Genomic DNA, 22,019 nt, shown 5'->3' with positions numbered 1-22,019 from the left:
CCTGGGCTCACTCCGCCGACGGCGACCCGAACCAGTGCTCCAGCGCGTCGTCCAGCGCCTGCTGGGTGTCCCCCAGCCACGCGACATGACCGTCGGGGCGCAGCAGCGCGGCCGGTGCGGGGAGCGCGGCGTCCGCATCCACCACCCGGTCGACGCGGTCTGCCCAGGCCGTGACGGACAGGGCGCCGGTGCGATCAAGCAGGAGGCCGCGGCCGGCGTGCAGCTGCTCGTACAGGCGTCCGTCCGCAAGCGGGAGGTCGCGCAGCCGGCGACCGAGCAGGCCGTCGTCGGCGGGCGGCTCCCCCGACGGAGCGCCGACGTCGTACCGGATCCCGATCCCGCTCACCCGCTCGGCCAGGTGCCGCGCCACGTCGTCGAACCCCATCAGCTCCGTGAGCACACGACGCACCGCCTGCGGCCCCGGCTCCGGCGAGATGAGCTCGCTCTGCGCCCGCGTCAGGGTGAGCACCTCGGCCGCCACGGGCCGGCGTTCGTCGGCGTAGCTGTCGACGAGCCCCTCCGGCGCCCATCCCGCGACCGCCGCGGCGAGCTTCCAGCCGAGGTTGAAGGCGTCCTGGATGCCGAGGTTCAGCCCCTGCCCGCCGAGCGGCGGATGGACGTGCGCCGCGTCTCCCGCGAGCAGCACCCGCCCGACGCGGTAGCGGTCGGCCAGCCGCGTCGCGTCGGTGAACCGGGTCAGCGACCGCGGCGCGTGCGCGCCGAAGTCCGTGCCTGCGAACGCGAGGAGCCGCTCCCGGAACTCGTCGAGCGTCGGCGCGACCGTGCGGTCCTCCGCGACCGTCGCCGCCGGGACGACGGCCCGGTACAGCCCGTCCCCGGCCGGCCCGATCCCGAAGCCGCGGTGCGTCGCGCGCACCCGCTCGGCGATCGCGGCGAGCTCGTCCGCGGGTGTGGTGACCTCCACCTCCCCCAGCAGCCACTCGGTCGTCGCCGCGTCGCCCGGGAAGCCCACACCGAGCTGACGGCGGATGCGGCTGCGCCCGCCGTCGCACCCCACGAGCCAGCGCGCCCGCAGCCGCTCTCCGTCCGTCAGCTCGACATCCACGCCGTCCTCATCCTGCTCGAAGGCCGCCAGCTCGCGCCCGCGCCGCACCTGGGCGCCGAGCTCGATCGCGCGCTCGGCGAGCAGGCGGTCGGTGACCGGTTGCGGCATCCCCAGCACGTAGCCGTGCGCCGTGTCGAGGGCGACAGGATGCGGCGGGACGATGCCCGCGAAGCTTCCACCCGCTCCCGGGTACGCCGTCCCCGCGGCGAGGAACCGGTCCAGGATGCCCCGCTGGTCGAGGATCTCGACGCTGCGCGGGTGCAGGCCGAGCGACCGGACCAGCCGGGTCGGCTCGGCGTCCCGCTCGAGCACCACGACCTCCACCCCGTGCAGCCGCAGCTCGGCAGCCAGCATCATGCCGGTCGGGCCGCCCCCGGCGATGACCACGTCGAACACATCGGAACCCATCCACATCCTCCCGTCAGGGCAGGATCCGCTCGCCGAATCCTGCCGCGGCCGGCCATTATGCCGCGAGGGACCGGCCTTGCCGCAAGCGGGGTGCCCTCCGGTATCCTGGAAATGCGGGCGGGGGCCCGCTCACGTCGTCTGCGCTCACGTCGTCTGGGCTGCGGCGCTCCGCGACTCGGCCGTCCGCCCCGGCAGGAAGCCGGCGACCACCGCTCCGCCCACGGCCACCACCACGAGCACGACCATGGCGAGCACGTATCCTCCCGCGCGCTGGCCCGCCCCGAAGCCGAGGACCGTCGCGACGATCGCGGTCCCGAAGCTCGAGCCGAGGTTCGAGATGCTGCGCGAGAGCCCGGAGATCTCGCCCTGCTGCTCCTCCGGGAACGCCGACTGCACCAGGTTCACGCTCGGGGTCAGCATCACGCCGACGCCGAGGCCGATAACGAGCAGGCCGGGGACGTACGGCCAGCCGCCGGGGAGCTCGCCGACGAACAGCAGGAGCGCGGTTCCGACCGCGGTCACCACGAAGCCCCACAGGATGAGGGTGCGCTGCGAGACGAGCCGCACCAGCCTCCCGGCGGCGAGCGACGAGACGAGGATGCCGATGGTCGCCGCCGTGAAGATGACCCCGGTCTGGATCGCGTCGTACTGCCGCACCACCTGGAGGTGACTCGACACCAGGAACGAGATGCCCATCAGCAGCAGCCACTGGAAGTTCTGCGTCACGAGCCCGAGGTTCGAGACCCGGCTGGCGAACAGCGCCGTGGAGATCAGCGGCTCGCGCCCCTGCCGCTCCAGCCGCCGGATCCACGCGATGAAGCCCGCGATGATCCCGGCGCCCGCGACGAGCAGCACGATCGCGAACACGGGCGTGCGGTCGATGGCGAGGATCCCGGCGACGAACACCACCAGCCCGCCGCCCGAGAGCAGCGCGCCGACGCCGTCGTAGGGGCGCCCCGGGTCGGCGGGCAGCGGGTCCTTGAGCCGCAGGGCGAACAGGATGATCACCACGATGACGAGCGCCTGGAAGACGAAGGCGGCACGCCACGAGATCGCGCTGCAGATCCACCCGCCGATCAGCGGCCCGGTCGCGGCGCCGATCCCACCGGCGGCGCTGACCAGCCCGAAGGCGCGCGCCCGGCCCTGGACGTCCTTCCAGTACATCGTGACGAGGATGTAGACGGGAGGGATGAGCAGCGCGGTGCCCGCCCCCTCCAGCACCGAGTTGCCCAGGATCAGCAGCCCGAGCCCCGGCGACACCGCGCTCAGCAGCGCACCGACCCCGTAGACCCCGAGCCCGAGCAGGAAACACACCTTGCGCCCGAGCAGATCGGTCAGCTTGCCGAACGGCACCATCAGCGCGGCCATGGTCAGCAGGAACAGCGTGATGGACAGCTGGATGCCCGCCACGGTCGTCCCCAGATCCCGGCTCATGTCGTTGAGCATCACGTTCATGTTGGAGCCCGCGAACGAGCAGATGAACTGCGCGAGCGCGAGTGGCAGCAGCGTCCACCCCGCCGTCACGCGGGCCGTGCCCGCCGCCGTCCCGGTCATGATGCACCCCCGTCCGGCCGCCGAGGTGGCGGCGAGCGAAACGTAACGCGGCGGCCGGGCGGGTGGCTAGAGAGAAGAGGCGACGCTGCGCCGCACGGGCTCCCCACGGGCGGCCGATGTCCGCGGTCGCTGCGACCATCTCTCCGGGGGGACGACCGATCGGAGGTGCGGGATGCGCGGCGAGGCGACGGTCCTGCACGCCGATCTCGACGCCTTCTACGCGTCGGTCGAGCAGCGGGACGCGCCCGAGCTGCGCGGCCGCCCGGTCATCGTCGGCGGCGGCGTCGTGCTGGCGGCGAGCTACGAGGCCAAAGCGCGCGGCGTGCGCACCGCCATGGGCGGCAGGCAGGCCCGCGATCTGTGCCCGGAGGCCGTGGTCGTCCCGCCGCGCATGGAGGCGTACTCGGCCGCGAGCAAGGCGGTGTTCGCGATCTTCCGCGACACGACCCCGCTCGTCGAGGGGCTGTCGATCGACGAGGCGTTCCTGGAGGTCGGAGGCCTCAGGCGGATCGCGGGCACGCCCGAGCAGATCGCGACGCACCTGCGCGAGCGGGTTCGGGCGGAGGTGGGCCTCGCCATCTCGGTGGGGATCGCCCGGACCAAGTTCCTCGCCAAGGTGGCCAGCGCCGTGAGCAAGCCCGACGGCCTGCTGCTGGTCGAACCCGAGCGGGAGCAGCAGTTCCTCCTCCCCCTCCCGGTGGAGCGGTTGTGGGGAGTCGGCGCCGTCACCGCGGAGAAGCTGCACCGGCTCGGCATCCGCACCGTCGGCCAGCTCGCCGAGCTGGAGGAGTCAGCGGCCGAGCGACTGCTCGGGAAGGCGGCCGGCGCGCACCTGCACGCACTGGCCCGGCTGCGCGACCCGCGCCCGGTCGACGCCACGAAGCGACGGGGGTCCATCGGGTCCCAGCGCGCCCTCGGCACGCGCCCCCGGACGGCCGAGGAGCTCGATCTCATCCTCACCCAGATCGTCGACCGGCTCGCCCGCCGGCTCCGCGACGGCGACCGCACCTGCCGCACGATCGTGCTGCGGCTCCGTTACGGCGACTTCGCGAAGGCGACCCGGTCGCGCACGATCGGGTCCCCGACGGACCGGACCTCCGTGCTGCTCACCGTGGCGCGCAGCCTTCTCGCGGCCGTCCAGCCGGACATCACGGAGCGCGGGATCACCCTCATCGGGGTCTCGCTGGCTCACCTCGGACGATCGGACACGTTCCAGCCCGAACTGCCGATCGACTGGGAGGACGGCGCGCGCCTCGACACCGTGCTGGACGCCGTTCGCGACCGGTTCGGCGCGACATCGGTCGCGCGCGCCGCGCAGCTCGGCCGCGACCCGGGGTGGTCGACGCCGCTCCTGCCCGAGCACGAGTGACGGGTGGCTCGCGCCTACGGGCAGACGCGGACGCTGCGCCCCTCGAACGTGACGATGTCGCCGAGCTGCAGCTGCCTCCCGCGGCGGCGATCGACCTCGCCGTTCACGGTGACGTACCCGTCGATGATGGCCTCCTTGACGTTCCCACCGGAATCGAGGAGTCCGGCGAACTTCAGGAACTGCCCGAGGCGGATGACGTCACCGCCGATCGGGATGTCGTCGATCGACGGTGGATTGGCCATTCGGAAATGGTATCCCACCCCTGGACGGCGAAAGGGGCGCAGCGGATGCTGCGCCCCTTTTCGTCCGGCTGACCCGGTCGCTGTGGTCAGCGGCTGATGTAGCGGCCGTCGGTGTCGTGCTCCAGCGTGTAGTAGCGGGTGCTGCCGGTCTGCGCCGAGAGCGTCCACGCCCGCTCGAAACGTCCGCCGGTCGAGCCGTACTCGACGACGATACGATCCGCCGCGGCGGGGAGCTGGGATGTCCACTGGCGAGGCGAGCCCAGGCCCTCGGCCTGGAGCACCACCTGCGGGCCGGTCGCCCGGGGCCGGCTGGTGAGCTCTGCCACCTGCGCGGCGTCGAGCCGGGCCTCGGTGACGGTGCGTGCGGTGAGTTCGACGTTCATTCGGACCTCCAATATAAATAAACGTTTAGTTGTATAGTAGATCACGTCGACGGGAAAGGGAAGCGGAGGGGCTGGATGGCCAGACGGTACGACCGGGATGAGAGCACCCGTCTGCTCCTCGAAGCGAGCGCGGAGGAGTTCGCGCGCCACGGCGTCGGGGGCGCTCGCATCGATCGGATCGCCGACCGCGCCGAGGTCAACAAGGCGTCGATCTACTCCTACATCGGCAACAAGGACGACCTGTTCCAGGCGGCCCTGCAGACCAAGCTCGGGCAGTTGGCCGACCGGGTGGCGATCCACTCCGACGACCTCGCCGCGTACGCGGGCGATCTGTTCGACTTCCTGACGGCGGAGCCGGTGGTGGCGTGGCTGTTCGAGCAGGAGGGACTGCACTACGGCACCGAGGACGTCCCCGCCCACGCGGAGCGGTCCGCCTACTTCCGGTCACGGGTCGCCGCGGTGCGGGACGCACTCGGCGGGGACGGCGACGCCGAGGCGATCTACTTCTCCATCGTCGCGATGTGCTACTGGTACGTGGCCGCGCCGCAGATGGTGCGGATGGTGTTCGGCGACGTCTCCGCCGAGGAGGCCGAGAGCCGGTACCGCAGCCACGTGGTGGCGACGGCGAAGGCCATGGTCACGCGGTGACGTCGCGTTCGGCTTGATGTGCCCCTGGAGGGATTCGAACCCCCGACCTGGTGCTTAGGACGCACTCGCTCTTCCGCTGAGCTACAGAGGCTGGCCCGTCGAGTCTACCGGGTGCTCAGCCGGCCAGTTGCAGCTGGTGGCGGCGCCACGGGGTCGTGTACTCGTCCCACTGCGGCTCGTTCCAGCGGAGGCTGATCAGCGAGGCCATGTCGAGGTCGGGTTCGCGGAGTTCGAACGGGAGCTTCCAGCCGAGCTCCGACAGCAGCGAGTCGGACTTGTGGTTGTTGCAGCGGAAGCACGCGACCACCACGTTGTCCCAGGTGTGCGTCCCGCCACGGGCTCGCGGGATGACGTGGTCGAGGGTGTCGCCGTACTTGCCGCAGTAGGCGCAGACGTGGCCGTAGCGTTCGAGCGCCGACTTCCTCGTCAGGGGGATGCGGCGCCGCGGCACCTTGATGTACTGGTTCAGCAGCACGACGCTCGGCGCGTCCATGACGACGGATCGGCTGTGCAGCAGTGCACCCGATGCGGCGACGGTCGACGCCTTCCCCGACAGGACGAGGAGGATCGCGCGGCGCGTCGAGACGACGCCGAGCGGTTCGTAGCTCGCGTTGAGCACCAGTGTCTTCATCTGCGACCTTCCGGGGAGGTTGGGCAAACAAAAAGGGCACTGTCCGTGCGGACAGCGCCCTGGATGGCGGCGGCATGGTGGTGGTGACGCACCACATGCTGGTGGAGGCAGGCCTCCACATGGTGACGGCAGGCGAGGAAGTCGCCGTGACGCCCGGCCGAGCTCCCGACCGGTCGGAGGCCGCGCTCCATCTGCGCGGTCACCCTGCGTGACCAGGTCCGTGGCGATTCGGCCATCGGATCCTCCGATCTGCTCGGACGCGGGAGCGTCAGGACTTCGGGAGTCAGGGCATCAGAGTAACGCAGAAACGGCGCGCCACCTATTCGTGGCGCGCCGCTCGTGCGCTGCGTCCCCCGCCGTTCACCGCGGGTTCGCCGGCGCGATGCCGGCGGGACCCTGGTCAGATGCCGAGGCGGACGATGTAGTAGTCGCTGGTCCAGATGGGCCGGATGGAGACCGACTTGCCCTCGGTCGGGGCGTCGAGGATGTTGCCGTTGCCGGCGTAGAAGCCGTCGTGACCCGGCATGATGACCAGGTCGCCGGGCTGGGCGTCCTCGATGGAGATGCGGGTTCCGGCAGCGGCCTGGCCCGACACCGAGTGCGGGAGCGAGATGCCGAACTGCGCGTACACGAACATCACGTAGCCGGAGCAGTCGAATCCAGCGGGGGTGGAGCCGCCGTACACGTACGGGGTGCCGATGTACTGCTGCGCGACCGAGAACACCGACGCGAGGTCGAAGTTCGGGTACGCCGGGTTCGCGAGGAAGTCGGCGGCCGACGGGCCGGCATAGCTGTTCGCGTAGTTCGTGAGCTGCACCGCGGCGCGCTCGCGGGCGGCCTCCGCGGCAGCAGCAGCGGCGGCGGCGGCCTTCTGCGACTGCAGCTCGGTCTCGCTCGTGGCGGCGGGGGCCTCGCGGTTGACCGCCGCGGAGGCGACGCCGCCCACCTCGACGCTCTGCGACTGGGCCTTCTTCATGGTGTCGGAGGCGCTCGGGCCGAAGCCGGCCGACTCCACGCCGTCCGGGTTGAAGGCGAAAGCGGGGAGGGACATGGTGGCGATGATGCCGGTGGCGACGGTCATGACGCCGACGTTGAGGATCCAGCCGCCCTTCTTGCGAGCGGGCGTGGCGGTCTTCGCGGCCGCCTGGCCCCGCAGGGAGCGGCGGGTGGCGGGAGTGGAGTCGAGGGATGTTTCGTTCGGGTGGTCCTGGGAACCGGGCGTGCCTGGGTATGCCAAGGTGCGACCTCCAGCGCTCCGGCAGCACTAGGGAGCTGCCCCCGTCCGCATGCATCGGCTTCGGCTTCCGACCGGGAGACGGGTTCAGGGGGGTGGAGCGTCCCGGGCGGGGTCCTGGTGGGCCGGCTTCTGACCCGTTCGGACTACCCGAGCCTAAGGGACGACCCGGCCTTTGTCACATCTTTTCGCCGGTTTTTTAACGAATCGGTAACGGCGTTCAGGCGTCGACGAAGATGTGCGCGGCGAGCTCGTTCGGCAGCTCGAGACCGGTCTCGAAGCCGTCGATCTGCACGGCGACATACGACCCGGCAGGAGAGAAAGTGCCGGTGGATCCGGGAAAAACGCCCGCCTGCTTGAGCTGGAGGAGCAGCTCGGGGTCGACCTGCGCCGGCTCGCCCAGCCGACGGATCCTGGCAGTCACCCCGGAATCCGCGCCGCGGACGACGTCGACGAGGTTCACCAGATTCTCAGTGGTCGTGGAGGGGTCCTGCGCGCCGCCCAGCTCGCCGAGCCCGGGGATCGGGTTGCCGTATGGCGACTCGGTGGGGTGGCCGAGCATGGTGATCAGCTTGCGCTCCACCTGCTCGCTCATCACGTGCTCCCAGCGGCACGCCTCCTCGTGGACGTACTCCCACTCGAGCTCGATGACGTCGCTCAGGAGGCGCTCGGCGAGGCGGTGCTTGCGCATCACGTGCACGGCCTTGCGACGTCCGTCGTCGGTGAGTTCGAGGTGGCGGTCGCCCGAGACGACGACGAGCCCGTCGCGCTCCATGCGCCCGACGGTCTGCGAGACCGTCGGCCCCGAATGACCGAGACGCTCGGAGATGCGGGCGCGGAGGGGGACGATGTTGTCCTCCTCGAGCTCCAGGATCGTGCGAAGGTACATCTCCGTCGTGTCGATCAGATCGGTCATGAGGTCCCTCCACTCCCCGGCGCACGGATGTCGCAGTGAAGCCTACTTGCTGCGGGTGACGGCTGCGTGCAGGCAGCCCCCGCAAACGCCGCGCGGGAGCCACTGGTTCAACCATCGATACACTTCAGTTATGCCGGACGTGACGATTCCCTCTGACCTCCTGCCCGCCGACGGACGATTCGGCTGCGGCCCGTCCAAGGTCCGCCCGGAGCAGGTCGCCGCCCTCGCGGGTCCCGGCGCCGCGCTGCTCGGCACCTCGCACCGCCAGGCGCCGGTGAAGAACCTGGTGGCGAGCGTCCGCCAGGGGCTCTCCGACCTGTTCGCGCTGCCGGAGGGCTACGAGGTCGTCCTCGGCAACGGAGGATCGACCGCCTTCTGGGACGCCGCCGCCTTCTCGCTGATCGAGCGCCGCAGCCAGAACCTCGTCTTCGGCGAGTTCGGCGGCAAGTTCGCCAAGGCCGCGAAGACGCCGTGGCTGGAGGCCCCGCACGTGATCGAGGCGCCAGGCGGCTCCCGCAGCGAGGTCGAGCCGGTGGCGGGCGTCGACGTCTACGCCTGGCCGCACAACGAGACCTCGACCGGCGTGATGGCACCCGTGAAGCGGGTCGCCGGCGACGCGGGCGCGCTCACCGTGATCGACGCGACCAGCGCGGCCGGCGGCGTCGCCATCGACCCGGCGGAGGCGGACGTCTACTACTTCGCGCCGCAGAAGAACTTCGCCTCGGACGGCGGCCTCTGGTTCGCCCTCTTCTCCCCCGCCGCCATCGAGCGGGTCGAGCGGATCGCGGCGAGCGACCGGTACATCCCCGAGTTCCTGAGCGTCAAGAACGCCATCGACAACTCCCGGCTCAACCAGACGCTGAACACCCCGGCCGTCGCGACGCTCGTGCTCATGGAGGAGCAGATCGGTTGGATGAACGGCAACGGCGGCCTCGCGTGGGCCGACGCCCGCACCCGCGAGTCCTCCGGCCTGCTCTACGAGTGGGCCGAGCGCGTGGACTACGCGACGCCGTTCGTCGCCGAGCCCTCGCACCGCTCGCAGGTGGTCGTCACCATCGACTTCGCCGACGGGATCGACGCGGCGCAGATCGCCAAGACCCTGCGCGCCAACGGTGTCGTCGACACGGAGCCGTACCGCAAGCTCGGCCGCAACCAGCTCCGCATCGCCACCTTCACGGCGATCGAGCCGGACGACGTGCGCGCGCTGATCGGCTGCATCGAGTACGTCGTCGAGCGGCTGGGCTGAGCGGAGCCGACGTGCGCCTCTGGCTCCGCGACGACGAGCGCCGGCCGGACCCCGTGCCGGCGACCACGGACGACCGCGCCGCCGTGCTCGCCGGCCTAGCGCTCTGGGTCGTCGCCCTCGTCGTGGTGCTGATCGTCGCCGGCGCCCTCGGCGCTGCCGTCGGACTCTGGCTCTGGACCATCGGCGTCGGCATCGCGCTCGGGCTCGTCGGACTCGTCTACCTCAGCGTCGGCCGGCGCCGCCGCTGAGTCGTCCTCGTCGGAGTCGTCGGCGAGCGCCGCCTCCTCCTCGGCCGCGAGGTCGAGGGTGACGTCGGTGTCGGTGTCGGTGTCGACGCTGTCGATGTCCACACCGTCGATATCCACGCCGTCGACGTCGTCGTCGAGGTGGAGGTCGTGGACCTCGTCGTCGTCGAAGTCGTCGTCATCCGAGTCGTCGTCGTCGTCATCCGAGTCGTCGTCATCGTCGGAGTCGTCATCATCGTCGGAGTCGTCGTCGTCCGAGTCGTCGTCGTCCGAGTCGTCGTCGTCCGAGTCGTCGTCGTCCGAGTCGTCCTCGTCCGAGTCGTCGTCCTCGTCCGAGTCGTCCTCGTCCGACTCGTCGTCCTCGTCCGACTCGTCGTCCTCGTCGTCCGGCTCGTCGCCGTCCTCGGACTCCCCCGCGTCCGCGGCCAGCGCCTCCTGGGCGGCCTGGTACTCGGCGAGCCGCTCGGACCACGGCACCCACTCGGGCGCGAGGAGGGCGTCGTCGCCGGGCATGAGCTCGGCCTCCAGCACGGTCGGCGCGGCGTCCGCCTCGGCGCGGCCGACCGTCACGGTCCAGCGCCAGCCCGGATACCCGGACAGACGGCTCTCGAAGAGCAGCGAGACGACGCCCTCGCCCTCGACGACGTGGCCGATGGGCTCGCCGATCGAGGACTCAGGCGTGATCTCCTTCAGCGCCTCCCTGGCGAGGGGGACGGCGGCGACGAGGTCCGCGATGTCGTTGTCAGGCATCCAGCTCGTCCGCGACGCGGCGGAGCACGGCGGCGATCTTGGCGCCGTGCTGCTTGTCCGGGTACTTGCCGCGGCGCAGGTTCGCGCCGACGCCGTCGAGGAGCTTGACCAGATCCTCCACGATGATCGCCATGTCGTCGGCCGACTTGCGCTTCATCTTCACGAGGCTCGGCGGAGCTTCCAGCACCCGCACCGACAGCGCCTGCGCACCGCGCTTGCCGTCGGCGATGCCGAACTCGAGACGGGTCCCCGCCTTGACGACCGCCCCGGCGGGGATCGCCGAAGCGTGAAGGAAGACCTCCTGGCCGTCATCGGAGCTGATGAAGCCGAAGCCCTTCTCCTCGTCGTAGAACTTGACCTTGCCGGTTGGCATGGGAACCTCACTTCACATGGGGGATCGAATGACCAACCTCAATTATCCTTGATTCCGTGACCCAGCAGACCCCGCCTCCGGCATCGCGACTCCAGCGCGTCCTCTCCTACATCGCGGCCGCCCTCGTGATCGTCTCTCTGGTCTGCATCGCGGCCATCCTCATCGGCACGGCGGTGAACGGCTTCGCCGAGCAGAGCTCGGGCCAGGGGCTGTGGCCGGCGGTCTTCACGTTCCCGCTGATCGCCCTCCCGATCTCGTTCGTGCTGATCATCGTGCTCATCATCGTGAGCGGCCGCCAGCGCAGCCGCGCCGCCAAGGCGGCCGCCGCGCGCCCGACCGGCAAGGGCCGGCGCTAGTCCCCGGGCCGAGCCGGACCGGCGCGATGACGACGACGCTCGCCCTCGCCTCACGGCTGCGGGCGATGCCGGACGACGCGCTGCTGGCCGCCCTGCACCGGCGCGGCTACCGGCGAGCCGGTGTCTCGGACTTCTTCGACCTCGCCGACGCGCTGCTCGACGCCGATGCGGTGCAGGAGGCGCTCACGCGGCTCGACCGGATCGAGCTCGCGGCCCTCGTGGTGCTGGGGCGCGCCGAGGGGCCCCTCGACTCCGGGCGCCTGGCCGACGCGCTGCGCGGCCATCCGGCGACGGCGGAGGCGGCCCCTGATCGCATCCACTCGGCGGTCGAGGAGCTCGTCGGCCTGCTGCTCGCGCACCCCGACGACGGGGGCGTGGCGCCGTACGACGCCGTGACGGCCCGGCTGGCGGCGTGGGGCGGAGCCGGGCTCCCCTCCCCCGACGCCCTGCTCGGCACGGCCGCGCCGCCGGCCGATCTCAGCGCTGACGGGCCAGAGCGGGACGCCGGCGATCGGCTCGCGGCGGAGCGCGCGTTCGAGGCGGTCACCGCCGTCTCCGAGCTGCTCTCCGAGCTGTTCCGGGAGGGCGCGCGCGAGCTGCAGAAGGGCGGACTCGCTCTTCCCGCGACGAAGCGCCTGGCCGAGGCGCTCGCCATCGACCAGTCGGCCGTCGCCGTGGTGATGAGCGTCGCCTCCCGTGCCGGACTCATCGCCCTCGAGGAGGCGACCTGGCTGCCGACCGAGGCGGCGGGCGGCTGGCTGCGCGCCTCCACCACGGAGCGGTGGGAGCGGCTCGCGGACGCGTGGCTGGACACGCTGCCGGACGACGTGCGAGCGATCCTGACCGCACGGGCCGGCGAGCGCTGGGGCGTGCTGCTGCGGGAGCACGCGGCGTGGCTGCATCCGGGATCGGCGCGGGACGCACGGGAGCGGCTCGAGTCGCGGCTCCACGACGCCCTGTGGCTGGGCATCGCGACGCGCGAGGCGGCGGGGGGCGGGCGTCCCACGTCCGCCGGCGACGTGCTCCCGAGCACCGCGGGCACCGCGCTGCTGCAGGACGGTGCGGAGGCGGCACGGGTCTCGCTGGCTCCGCTGTTCCCGGGCGAGGTCGACCGCGTGTACCTGCAGCACGACCTCACCATCGTCTCGCCCGGCCCGCTCGCCCCGGCGGTGGAGGCGCGGCTGCGCGGCATGGCCGACATCGAGAGCCGGGCGCTCGCCTCCACGTTCCGCATCTCTCCCGCGTCGGTCGACCGGGCGCTGACCGCGGGCGAGACCGCGGAGGGCATCCGCGCGTTCCTCGCGGAGATCTCGCTGACCGGGGTCCCGCAGCCGATCGACTACGTGATCACCGACGCCGCCGACCGCCACGGCCGCGTGCGCGTGCGCGACGCGGAGGGGGACGGCATGGGGCCGGCGGTGCGCTCGGGAGTGCGGTCGGCGGTGCGGTCGCCCGACGCGACGCTGCTGCGCACGATCGAGGTCGACCAGTCGCTCGCGGCGCTGCGGCTCGTGCGCGACGGCGAGGCGCTGCTCAGCCGGTTCCCGCGCGACGTGGTGTTCTGGGCGCTCGCCGACGCCCGCTACCCGGTGCTCGCGGAGGACGCGTCGGGCCGTCCGGTCGCGCTGCGCCGGCACCGGGTCGCGCATCCGCGGCCGAGCACGGTGCGCGACCAGGACGCCGAGCTGATCGCGCGGCTGCGCGAGCACGGCGCCGAGGGCGGCGACGACGCGGGCCAGTGGCTGGCGCGGCAGCTCGACCAGGCGGTGCGGGCCCGGCAGACGGTGGTCGTCGAGGTGGCGATGCCCGACGGCCGCACGCTCGACCTCGTGCTCGAGCCGACGGGCGTGGGCGGCGGGAGGCTGCGCGGCCGGGACCGCACGGCCGACGTCGAGCGGACGGTGCCGCTGTCGAGCGTGCGCGGGGTGCGTCCCGCCGAGTGAGGCGGCGGCCCCGAGCGACGATTTGCGCCAAATCTCGGTTATGCGGGCCCCAGAACCACGATTTGCGCCACATCTCACCCAGGGGGCGTAGGAGGGGCGGGCGGTCCAGGGGACGCGGGGGCGCAGGGCGTAGACTCGTCCGTTATGTCCGATGGCCCCCTGATCGTCCAGAGCGACCGCACCGTCCTGCTCGAGGTGGCGCATCCCGCCGCCGAGGACGCCCGCCACGACCTCGCCGTCTTCGCCGAGCTGGAGCGCGCGCCCGAGCACATCCACACCTACCGCATCACGCGCCTGGGCCTGTGGAACGCCCGCGCCGCCGGCCACACCGCCGAGGACATGCTCGGCACGCTGGAGCGGTACTCGAAGTTCCCCATCCCGCAGACCGTGTCCGTCGACGTGGCCGAGACGGTCGCGCGCTACGGCCGCCTGGTCATCGAGCGCGACGAGGAGGGGACGCTGCTGCTGCGCTCCGACGACCTCGCGGTGCTTACGGAGGTCGCGAGCGCCAAGCGCATCGCGCCGCTGCTCGTGGAGCGCCGCGACGACGTGACGTTCATCGTGCAGGCGTGGGCGCGCGGGCAGCTCAAGCAGGAGCTGGTGAAGCTCGGCTGGCCGGCCGAGGATCTCGCCGGCTACACGCCGGGCACCCCGCACCCGATCGACCTGCGCGAGGACGGCTGGGCGCTGCGCGACTACCAGCGCAAGGCGGTCACGAACTTCTTCGACGGCGGCTCCGGCGTCGTGGTCCTCCCCTGCGGCGCGGGCAAGACGCTCGTGGGTGCCGGTGCGATGGCGACCTCCAAGACGACCACGCTGATCCTCGTCACCAACACGGTGTCGGCGCGGCAGTGGCGCGACGAGCTGCTGCGGCGCACGAGCCTCACCGCGGACGAGATCGGCGAGTACTCGGGCCAGCTGAAGGAGGTCAAGCCGGTCACCATCGCGACCTACCAGATCCTCACCGCGAAGAGGAAGGGCGAGTACGCGCACCTCGCCCTGCTCGACGCGCTCGACTGGGGGCTCGTGGTCTACGACGAGGTGCACCTCCTCCCGGCGCCCGTGTTCAAGCTGACGGCCGAGCTGCAGGCCCGCCGCCGCCTCGGCCTCACCGCGACACTCGTGCGCGAGGACGGCCGCGAGGGCGACGTCTTCAGCCTCATCGGGCCGAAGCGCTTCGACGCGCCCTGGAAGGAGATCGAGGCGCAGGGCTTCATCTCTCCCGCCGCCTGCTACGAGGTGCGCATCGACCTTCCCGCGTCCGAGCGGCTGAGCTACGCCGCCGCCCCGGACGACGAGCGCTACCGCCTGGCCGCGACCGCTCCGGCGAAGCTGGATGTGGTGCGGCAGCTGGTCGACCGGCACGCGGGCGAGCGCATCCTCGTCATCGGGCAGTACCTCGACCAGATCGACGAGCTGGCGGACGCGCTCGGCGCGCCGCAGCTGACCGGCGCGACCCCGGTGGATGAGCGCGAGCGACTGTTCCAGGAGTTCCGGGACGGCATCACCAAGGTGCTCGTGGTCAGCAAGGTCGCGAACTTCTCGGTCGACCTGCCGGAGGCGACGGTCGCCATCCAGGTGTCCGGGTCGTACGGCTCGCGGCAGGAGGAGGCGCAGCGCCTCGGGCGTCTCCTGCGGCCGAAGGAGTCGGGCCTGTCGGCGAGCTTCTACACGCTCGTCTCGCGCGACACGGTCGACCAGGACTTCGCGCAGAACCGGCAGCGGTTCCTCGCGGAGCAGGGCTATTCGTACACGATCCTCGATGCGCACGCGCTGCAGGCCGCGTAGGGTCGCCGGGTGAGCACACGACTGGACAACGTCGGGATCGCCGTCCGCGACCTGGAGGCGACCATCGCCTTCTTCACCGACCTCGGCCTCACGGTCATGGGGCGGGACGAGGTCAGCGGCGAGTGGACGGACACCGCGGTCGGCCTCGACGGCAATCACGCGAGGATCGCGATGCTGCAGACCGCCGACGGGCACGGGCGCATCGAGCTGTTCGAGTACCTCCATCCCGAGGCGATCGAGACGTCGCCGACGCTGCCGAACGAGATCGGCATGCATCGTGTCGCGCTCGCGGTGGACGACATCGACGAGGCCCTCGCGATCGCCGCGCGGCACGGCTGCCATCCCCTGCGCGGTGTCGCGAACTACCGCGACGTCTACAAGCTGACGTACCTGCGCGGCCCGAGCGGCATCATCGTGATGCTCGCCGAGGAGCTGCACGCGGACTGACCGCAGTCAGGAGGGCTGTGCGGCCAGGCGCGCGAGGGTGTGCAGCGCCTCCGCGTGGTGGGGGTCGTCGCGGACCGTGATCGCCGCCTTCCACAGCGCCCAGCCCGCGGCGCGCGCCCATGTAGCGTCGTCGAGGCCGGCCGCGCGGCGGAAGACCCCGGCGGCAGGAGGGTCGAGGAACGTCCAGTACGGCACCAGGTCGCACGCGGGGTCGCCGACGCCGGACGTGCCGAAGTCGATGACGGCCGACAGCCTCCCGTCGCGCACCAGGAGGTTGCCGACCGCGGCATCGCCGTGGAACCACACCGGCGGGGCCGTCCAGCTCGACGCCGTCGCCTCCGCCCAGATCGCACGCGCGCGGTCGCGCGACAGGGCGACCGCGGGGATGCGGTCGAGGCGGTCGAACGCGGCCAGGGCCTCCTCCTCGTAGACGGCAGGAGGGGCGCCGCGGAAGAAGTTATGGGTGCCCGGCGCCGGGCCGCCGACCGCCGGGATCGCCCGAAACGCCAGGAGGAAACCGGCGAGGTCCTCGGCCAGCGCCACCGCGTCGACATCCCCCTCCAGCGCCAGCGGATGCCCCGGCAGCCACCGGTACACCGACCACGGCCACGGATACCCCTCCCCCGGCACGCCGGCGGCGACCGGCTCCGGGATCGGCAGCGGGAGGTGCGGCGCCAGTCGCGGCAGCCACTCCTGCTCCTTCGCCACCTGCTCCCGGTACCCGGCCGCGCTCGGGAGGCGGACGCTCAGCTCGTCGCCCAGCCGGAACGTCCTGTTGTCCCAGCCGTCGTGCTCGACCTGGCGCAGCGGCAGCGTGCTCCACTGCGGGAACTGGGCGTCGACCAGCCGCCGGGCGAGGTGGACGTCGATGACGGGCTCAGGAGCGGACATACCGCAGCAGCAGCGTGTCCCCGCCCTGGAGCACGTGCGCGAGCCGCATCCGCTCCGGCACGATCGGCGCGGCTCCGGTCGCGATGCGCGGGGCTCCCCCGGCCGCCAGCACCGGGCTGACCGTCAGGCACAGCTCGTCCACGGCGCGGGCGGCGACCAGGTCGGCGAACAGCCGCGGGCCTCCCTCGCACTGGATGCGGGTGAGCCCGCGCTCGGAGAGCTCGCGCACCAGCCGGGCGGCGTCCACGTGCTCACGCCCGCAGACCACGACGTCGGCGACCTCGGCGAGCGCCTCCCGCGCCTCGGGCCGGGCGAGCTCGGTCGTGACGACGATCGCGCGCTCGGGGGCCTCGCGGAAGATCGCGCTGGCCGGGTCGAGGTCGAGGCTCGCGGAGACGATGGCGAAGACGGGATGCTCGGTCATGCCGGACTCGCGGCGGGCGCGCTGCGACTCCTGGTCGACGCGCATCGGACCGTAGCCCTCGGCGCGGACGGTCCCGGCGCCGACCACGACGACGTCGCAGAGCCGGCGCAGCAGGTCGAAGACCCGGCGGTCGGCCGCGTCGGAGAGTCCGCCGGACAGTCCGCTGACCGTGGCGGCGCCGTCGATGCTGCTCACGAAGTTGACCCGCACCCACGGATCGTCGCCGGCGGCCGTGCCGGCCGTGTACAGCGCAGCGATGTCGTCGTCCGTGAGCGCCGTCTCCGACGGTACGGGGTGGAGGCGGGCGATGGCGGGCTCAGTCATTCACGTCTCCCATGTTGTGCTTGAGGTAGGCGGGCTCGCGGAGGCCGAGGATCGCCTCCGTCATGCGGGCGGCGGCGACGGAGGCGCGCACGTCGTGCATCCGGATGATCCGCGCGCCGTTCACGATCGACACGACGGCCGCCGCGAGCGACCCCTCCAGGCGCTCCGAGCGCGGCGCGTCGAGCGTCTCGCCGATGAAGTCCTTGTTCGAGACGGCGGCGAGCACGGGGTAGCCGAGGTCGGCGATCTCGCGCAGCCGCCGGGTGAGCTCCAGCGAGTGGAGGGTGTTCTTGTTGAGGTCGTGGCCGGGGTCGAGGATGATCCGCTCCTCGGGGACGCCGGCCGCGTTCGCCCGCTCCACCCGGTCGAGCAGGAAGGCGATCACCTCGTCGACGACGTCGTCGTAGTGCGGCCGTGGGAACGGCGTGCGCGGCGCTGCGAGGCTATGGGTGAGGACGAGCGTCGCGGCGCTGTCCGCGACCACTCCCGCGAGGGCGGGATCGCTGAGCCCGGTCGTGTCGTTGATGACGGTCGCGCCCGCGGCGATCGCCTGCCGGGCGACCTCCGCATGGAAGGTGTCCACGGAGATGACGACGTCGGAGCCGGCCCGGAGCGCGGCGACGACCGGCACGACCCGCTCCACCTCCTCCTCGACCGGGACGGGCTCGCCGGGCGCGAACGGCGCGCCGCCGATGTCGACCCAGTCGGCGCCGAGCGCGACCGCCTCGAAGCAGGCGTCGACCGCGCGGTCGAACGCGTAGGTGCGGCCCTGGTCGAAGAACGAGTCCGGCGTGCGGTTGACCACCGCCATCACCGCCACCCGCCGGGAGAAGTCGATCGTGCGCGCACCGATCGTGCGGATCGGGACGCCCAGGGGCGGCAGGTACGGCTCAGACGGCGGCAAGGTCCACGCTCTCGTCGGTCAACAGCTGCTCGTCGACGCGGTCGCCGTCGCGGATCAGGCGCTGGATGTCGTCCTGCACATCCCACACGTTGACGTTCATGCCGCCCACGACCCGATCGCCACGCAGCCAGAAGGCGATGAAGGCGCGCGCCTCCACGTCGCCGCGGTACACCACCCGTGCGTCCGCCATGAGCGGCGCGTACCCGGAGAACTCCATGCCCAGATCGTATTGGTCGGAGTAGAAGTACGGGATGTCGTCGTACCCGGCACGCTCGCCGAGGATCGCCCGCGCGGCGACTCTGCCGCCGGCGATGGCGTTCGCCCAGTGCTCGTTGCGCAGGTGCCGCCCGATGGCCGGCAGGAACGGGTTCGCGACGTCGCCGACCGCGTAGACGTCCTCCGCGGCCGTGCGCATGGCCTTGTCGGTCGGGATGCCGTTGCGCAGGGCGAGTCCCGACCGCTCCCCGACGCGCGTGTTCGGCGCGGCCCCGACGCCCGCCACCACGAGGTCGGCGTGGAGGCGCTCGCCCGACGAGAGGACGACCTCCGCCGCGTGCTGGTCGCGCGTCGCACCCTCCACCGCGACGGCGTGGTCGCCGTTGCGGAAGGCGACGCCGTGGTCGGTGTGCAGCCGCTCGAAGATCCCGCCGGGGCCGCTTCCGATCGCCGCGCTGAGCGGGACGGCCGAGCGTCCCACCACGGTCACCTCGTTGCCGAAGCCGCGCGCGGCGGCCGCGACCTCCATCCCGATCCAGCCCGAGCCGACGACGACCACGCGGCGGGCGCCGACCTCGAGCGACGCGTACAGCCGCTGGCTGTCCTCGATGGTGCGCAGCTGCAGCACGGCGCCGTGGCCGCTGCCTGGCACCGAGAGCGGACGCGCGCTCGCGCCCGTCGCGAGCACGAGGCTGTCGTAGGTGAGACGGCCGCCGCCGGCCACGAACAGCTCGTGCGCGCCCGGGTCGAAGGAGCCGGCCTCGGTGCCGGGCAGGAACTCGACGTCGTGCTCGGGATACCACTCGCCCGGCTTGACGTACGTCGCGTCGACGTCGGCCTCGCCCTTGAGGTACTCCTTCGACAGCGGCGGACGAATGTAGGGGTGGTGCTCCTCGGCGCCGAGCAGCAGGATGCGGCCCTCGAAGCCCCGCTCGCGCAGCTCGACGGCGGTGGTGGCTCCGGCGAGACCGGCGCCCGCGATCACGACGGTACGTCTGGACATGGCGTCCTCCTCGCTCCCAGCATCCACGCTGCCCTCGGCGAGCGCCAGCCCCGCGCACGTGCGGCGCACGCCGGGCGCACGCGCTCTGCACCGATCGCGCACCGACGGCTCACAGACAAGACCCAGCCGATGCGCAGATAATATCTTCCATGAACGCAGGACCCCGCATTCTCATCGTCGACGACGAGCCGAACATCCGCGATCTGCTCACCACCAGCCTCCGCTTCGCCGGGTTCGCCGTGCGCGCGGTGGGCAACGGCGCACAGGCGATCTCCGCGGTCCTCGAAGAGGAGCCAGACCTCATCATCCTCGACGTCATGCTGCCGGACATGAACGGCTTCGGCGTCACCAAGCGTCTACGCGGGGCCGGCTACACCGCGCCCATCCTGTTCCTCACCGCGAAGGACGACACCGAGGACAAGATCACCGGCCTCACGGTCGGCGGCGACGACTACGTGACCAAGCCGTTCAGCCTCGACGAGATCGTCGCGCGCATCAAGGCCATCCTGCGCCGCACGATGCAGGCCGACGAGGACGCGGTCATCCGGGCCGGCGAGCTCACGATGGACCAGGACACGCACGAGGTCTTCGTCGGCGACACGGCGATCGAGCTCAGCCCGACCGAGTTCAAGCTCCTGCGCTACCTGATGCTCAACCCCAACCGCGTGCTGTCGAAGGCGCAGATCCTCGACCACGTGTGGGAGTACGACTTCAACGGCGACGCGGGCATCGTGGAGTCGTACATCTCGTACCTGCGCCGCAAGGTCGACGCGCACTCGAGCGAGCCGCTCATCCAGACCAAGCGCGGCTTCGGCTACATGCTCAAGGCCGCGAAGGCGTGAGGGCCGGGACACCGCTCCTCCACACCCCCGGCTCAGGTTCTGCTGCGTAGACTGGCGCCCTGATGCACGCACGCTTGCTCGATCGATGGAACGCGATCTCCCTGCGCACCAAGATCACCGGGGTGACCGTGCTGATGCTGACCCTCGGGCTGCTCGTGACCGGCATCGGGACGATGTCGATGCTCAAGCCGGTCCTCCTCGACCAGCTCGACGCCCAGCTCTCCGCCGCGTCCGGCGCGAACTACCTCAACACCTACCTGTACGGCACGTCGTCCGACAGCCAGAAGATCGCGACGGACGCCAGCCCGTCGGACTACTTCGCGGCGCTGTACGACTCCAACGGCGACCTGGTGAAGACGAACTGGTCGAACATCCCGTTCTCGCACCGCCCGGCCATCCCCGAGTCGCTGACCGTCGCCGAGGGCAAGCAGCTGCCGGCCGGCGGCTATCCCCTGCTGTCGAACGACGGCCGCACCACCTACCGGGCGCTGGCCCAGACGGTGACGCTGACGAACCCTCCCGGCGCCCTCGGCACGGCGATCGTGGCGACCACGACGACGCAGATCGACACGGTGATGGCGAGCTTCCTCGCGATCTTCCTCGGCTTCGGCGTGATCGTCATCATCGTCGGCGCCGGGCTGACCCGGATGCTCGTGACGACGACGTTCTCCCCGCTGCGGGAGGTGGAGCAGACGGCCGCAGCCATCGCCGACGGCGACTTCAGCCAGCGCCTCGGCGGGGCGACGCCCAACACCGAGGTCGGCCGGCTCAACCGCTCCCTCAACACCATGCTCAACCGGATCGATCGCGCCTTCACCGACCGCGCACGCACGATCGAGCAGATGCGCCGGTTCGTCGGCGACGCCTCCCACGAGCTGCGCACGCCGCTGGTGTCGGTGCGCGGGTACGCCGAGCTGTACCGGATGGGCGCGCTGCAGACCCCGGAGGACGTCGCCCAGGCGATGGACAGGATCGAGAAGGAGGCCATCCGCATGGGCCTCCTCGTCGAAGACCTGCTGGAGCTGGCCCGCCTCGATGAGACCAAGCCGCTGGACCTCCTCCCCGTCGACCTCGTGCAGATCGCCCGCGACGCCGCGATGGATGCGATGGCCGGAGCGCCGGACCGCGTCGTCACCGTGCTGACGCCGCCGGCGATCGCCGTGCCGGAGCCGCTCGACGACGACGAGCCGCCGTCGCTCGACACCATGCCGATGCCGCTCGCCGACCAGCCGTCGCGCCCGCTGCAGTCGCGCTCGGCCAACTCCACCGGACCGATCGCGTTCGCCGGGGCGACCCTCGCCCGCCTGCGCCGCGGCCGCGGGCGCCGGGTCAGCACCGACACCCTCCCGATCAGCACGACCGAGCAGCTCACCCTCGCCGAGCCCGACCCCTCGCCCGCCGAGCCCGCGATCGTGCTCGCGGAGGAGAACAAGCTGCGCCAGGTCGTCACGAACCTCATCGGCAACGCGCTGCGCTACACGCCCGCCGGGTCTCCCATCGAGATCGGCGTGCAGGTCGACCACCGCACCGAGCGGGCGACCATCGAGGTGCGGGACCACGGCGACGGCATCCCGCCGCAGATCCGCGAGAAGATCTTCCAGCGGTTCTGGCGCGCCGACACCTCGCGCACGCGCGAGACCGGCGGCAGCGGCCTGGGCCTCGCGATCGTCGCGTCCATCGTCGCCGCCCACCACGGCACGGTGGAGGTCGTGGAGACCGACGGGGGCGGCGCGACCTTCCGCGTCACGCTGCCGCTCGCCGACTCGGCCGCGGCGCCGAAGCCGGGGCAGTAGCCCACTTCGCGCGCTCGCCCTCC

Annotated in this window: 22 protein-coding genes, 1 tRNA gene and 1 pseudogene; 10 read left to right on the top strand and 14 right to left on the bottom strand. The window is 71.9% G+C overall.

What is annotated here, in order from left to right; translation table 11 throughout:
• Positions 1–7 precede the first annotated feature (7 nt).
• Both ACR9ZG_RS07695 and ACR9ZG_RS07690 read right to left on the bottom strand, forming a co-directional pair.
• Positions 8–1,474, bottom strand: a complete 1,467-nt coding sequence (locus ACR9ZG_RS07695) for an FAD-dependent monooxygenase (RefSeq protein WP_481284236.1) — start codon at positions 1,472–1,474, stop codon at positions 8–10.
• Between the two features lie 144 nt (positions 1,475–1,618).
• The gene (locus ACR9ZG_RS07690; protein WP_481284235.1) at positions 1,619–3,028 is read right to left on the bottom strand and encodes an MFS transporter; all 1,410 of its coding nucleotides are present in this window, start codon (positions 3,026–3,028) and stop codon (positions 1,619–1,621) included.
• Positions 3,029–3,200: 172 nt separating this feature from the next.
• On the opposite strand from ACR9ZG_RS07690, the gene dinB reads away from it, so the two are divergent.
• The gene (dinB, locus tag ACR9ZG_RS07685) at positions 3,201–4,397 is read left to right on the top strand and encodes a DNA polymerase IV (RefSeq protein ID WP_481284234.1); all 1,197 of its coding nucleotides are present in this window, start codon (positions 3,201–3,203) and stop codon (positions 4,395–4,397) included.
• Between the two features lie 14 nt (positions 4,398–4,411).
• Here dinB and ACR9ZG_RS07680 read toward each other — a convergent pair whose 3' ends face one another.
• Positions 4,412–4,639 carry an RNA-binding S4 domain-containing protein gene (locus ACR9ZG_RS07680; protein WP_481284233.1) on the bottom strand — a complete coding sequence of 76 codons (228 nt, stop codon included), beginning with the start codon at positions 4,637–4,639 and terminating at the stop codon, positions 4,412–4,414.
• 86 nt (positions 4,640–4,725) lie between these two features.
• Positions 4,726–5,022 (bottom strand): hypothetical protein, encoded by a 297-nt coding sequence (locus ACR9ZG_RS07675; protein ID WP_481284232.1) that lies wholly within the window; start codon positions 5,020–5,022, stop codon positions 4,726–4,728.
• A gap of 75 nt (positions 5,023–5,097) precedes the next feature.
• On the opposite strand from ACR9ZG_RS07675, the gene ACR9ZG_RS07670 reads away from it, so the two are divergent.
• Complete coding sequence (locus tag ACR9ZG_RS07670) at positions 5,098–5,670, top strand: TetR/AcrR family transcriptional regulator (RefSeq protein ID WP_481284231.1); 573 nt, start codon at positions 5,098–5,100, stop codon at positions 5,668–5,670.
• 19 nt (positions 5,671–5,689) lie between these two features.
• Here ACR9ZG_RS07670 and ACR9ZG_RS07665 read toward each other — a convergent pair.
• From ACR9ZG_RS07665 to ACR9ZG_RS07650, 4 genes are all read right to left on the bottom strand, one after another.
• Positions 5,690–5,761, bottom strand: a tRNA-Arg gene (locus ACR9ZG_RS07665).
• Positions 5,762–5,785: 24 nt separating this feature from the next.
• Positions 5,786–6,301 carry an HNH endonuclease gene (locus ACR9ZG_RS07660; protein WP_481284230.1) on the bottom strand — a complete coding sequence of 172 codons (516 nt, stop codon included), beginning with the start codon at positions 6,299–6,301 and terminating at the stop codon, positions 5,786–5,788.
• A 400-nt stretch (positions 6,302–6,701) separates the two neighbouring features.
• Positions 6,702–7,538, bottom strand: coding sequence for a C40 family peptidase (locus ACR9ZG_RS07655; protein WP_481284229.1), 837 nt, complete (start codon positions 7,536–7,538; stop codon positions 6,702–6,704).
• 217 nt (positions 7,539–7,755) lie between these two features.
• Positions 7,756–8,451 carry an iron-dependent transcriptional repressor DtxR gene (locus ACR9ZG_RS07650; protein ID WP_481284228.1) on the bottom strand — a complete coding sequence of 232 codons (696 nt, stop codon included), beginning with the start codon at positions 8,449–8,451 and terminating at the stop codon, positions 7,756–7,758.
• Positions 8,452–8,581: 130 nt separating this feature from the next.
• Here ACR9ZG_RS07650 and serC point away from each other — a divergent pair, with 130 nt between their 5' ends.
• Positions 8,582–9,697 (top strand): phosphoserine transaminase, encoded by a 1,116-nt coding sequence (serC, locus tag ACR9ZG_RS07645; RefSeq protein WP_481284227.1) that lies wholly within the window; start codon positions 8,582–8,584, stop codon positions 9,695–9,697.
• Between the two features lie 11 nt (positions 9,698–9,708).
• A pseudogene (locus ACR9ZG_RS07640) lies at positions 9,709–9,873 on the top strand (DUF2530 domain-containing protein); the annotation flags it as partial.
• Here ACR9ZG_RS07640 and ACR9ZG_RS07635 read toward each other — a convergent pair.
• Both ACR9ZG_RS07635 and ACR9ZG_RS07630 read right to left on the bottom strand, forming a co-directional pair.
• Positions 9,793–10,692: a DUF3027 domain-containing protein gene (locus tag ACR9ZG_RS07635; RefSeq protein ID WP_481284226.1), complete on the bottom strand. Its 900-nt coding sequence runs from the start codon at positions 10,690–10,692 to the stop codon at positions 9,793–9,795. The pseudogene ACR9ZG_RS07640 and the gene ACR9ZG_RS07635 sit on opposite strands and share 81 nt — an antisense overlap.
• Positions 10,685–11,065 carry a cold-shock protein gene (locus ACR9ZG_RS07630; RefSeq protein WP_481284225.1) on the bottom strand — a complete coding sequence of 127 codons (381 nt, stop codon included), beginning with the start codon at positions 11,063–11,065 and terminating at the stop codon, positions 10,685–10,687. Before ACR9ZG_RS07630 ends, ACR9ZG_RS07635 begins: the two co-directional genes overlap by 8 nt.
• 56 nt (positions 11,066–11,121) lie before the next feature.
• Between ACR9ZG_RS07630 and ACR9ZG_RS07625 the strand changes: the two genes are divergently transcribed.
• The 4 genes from ACR9ZG_RS07625 (at position 11,122) to ACR9ZG_RS07610 (ending at position 15,599) form a co-directional block, all read left to right on the top strand.
• Positions 11,122–11,421 carry a hypothetical protein gene (locus tag ACR9ZG_RS07625; RefSeq protein WP_481284224.1) on the top strand — a complete coding sequence of 100 codons (300 nt, stop codon included), beginning with the start codon at positions 11,122–11,124 and terminating at the stop codon, positions 11,419–11,421.
• 26 nt (positions 11,422–11,447) lie between these two features.
• On the top strand, positions 11,448–13,364 hold the full coding sequence (locus ACR9ZG_RS07620) for a helicase-associated domain-containing protein (RefSeq protein WP_481284223.1): 1,917 nt from the start codon (positions 11,448–11,450) through the stop codon (positions 13,362–13,364).
• A 144-nt stretch (positions 13,365–13,508) separates the two neighbouring features.
• A complete protein-coding gene (locus ACR9ZG_RS07615; protein WP_481284222.1) occupies positions 13,509–15,152 on the top strand; it encodes a DNA repair helicase XPB in 1,644 nt (547 codons plus the stop codon).
• A 9-nt stretch (positions 15,153–15,161) separates the two neighbouring features.
• Entirely contained in the window at positions 15,162–15,599 is a 438-nt protein-coding gene (locus ACR9ZG_RS07610; protein WP_481284221.1) for a VOC family protein, read from the top strand.
• Positions 15,600–15,605: 6 nt separating this feature from the next.
• Here the strand turns inward: ACR9ZG_RS07610 and ACR9ZG_RS07605 are convergent, their stop codons facing one another.
• The 4 genes from ACR9ZG_RS07605 to ACR9ZG_RS07590 are packed head-to-tail and all read right to left on the bottom strand — an operon-like array spanning position 15,606 to position 19,361.
• Positions 15,606–16,490 (bottom strand): aminoglycoside phosphotransferase family protein, encoded by an 885-nt coding sequence (locus ACR9ZG_RS07605; RefSeq protein ID WP_481284220.1) that lies wholly within the window; start codon positions 16,488–16,490, stop codon positions 15,606–15,608.
• Complete coding sequence (locus tag ACR9ZG_RS07600; protein ID WP_481284219.1) at positions 16,477–17,238, bottom strand: pyrimidine reductase family protein; 762 nt, start codon at positions 17,236–17,238, stop codon at positions 16,477–16,479. Before ACR9ZG_RS07600 ends, ACR9ZG_RS07605 begins: the two co-directional genes overlap by 14 nt.
• Positions 17,231–18,142, bottom strand: a complete 912-nt coding sequence (gene folP, locus ACR9ZG_RS07595; protein WP_481284218.1) for a dihydropteroate synthase — start codon at positions 18,140–18,142, stop codon at positions 17,231–17,233. The genes ACR9ZG_RS07600 and folP overlap by 8 nt, the downstream gene beginning before the upstream one ends.
• A complete protein-coding gene (locus ACR9ZG_RS07590) occupies positions 18,129–19,361 on the bottom strand; it encodes an NAD(P)/FAD-dependent oxidoreductase (RefSeq protein WP_481284217.1) in 1,233 nt (410 codons plus the stop codon). The genes folP and ACR9ZG_RS07590 overlap by 14 nt, the downstream gene beginning before the upstream one ends.
• Before the next feature lie 149 nt (positions 19,362–19,510).
• Here ACR9ZG_RS07590 and ACR9ZG_RS07585 point away from each other — a divergent pair, with 149 nt between their 5' ends.
• Together ACR9ZG_RS07585 and ACR9ZG_RS07580 are read left to right on the top strand one after the other, a co-directional pair.
• Positions 19,511–20,203 carry a response regulator transcription factor gene (locus ACR9ZG_RS07585; protein ID WP_301211982.1) on the top strand — a complete coding sequence of 231 codons (693 nt, stop codon included), beginning with the start codon at positions 19,511–19,513 and terminating at the stop codon, positions 20,201–20,203.
• A gap of 62 nt (positions 20,204–20,265) precedes the next feature.
• Positions 20,266–21,996, top strand: coding sequence for a sensor histidine kinase (locus ACR9ZG_RS07580; protein WP_481284216.1), 1,731 nt, complete (start codon positions 20,266–20,268; stop codon positions 21,994–21,996).
• Positions 21,997–22,019: the final 23 nt, after the last annotated feature.

Source organism: Leifsonia sp. KNZ12-8B, assembly GCF_056755495.1.
The sequence above is the reverse complement of the archived record's forward strand: the minus strand, read 5'-3'. Positions and strand labels throughout refer to the sequence as shown.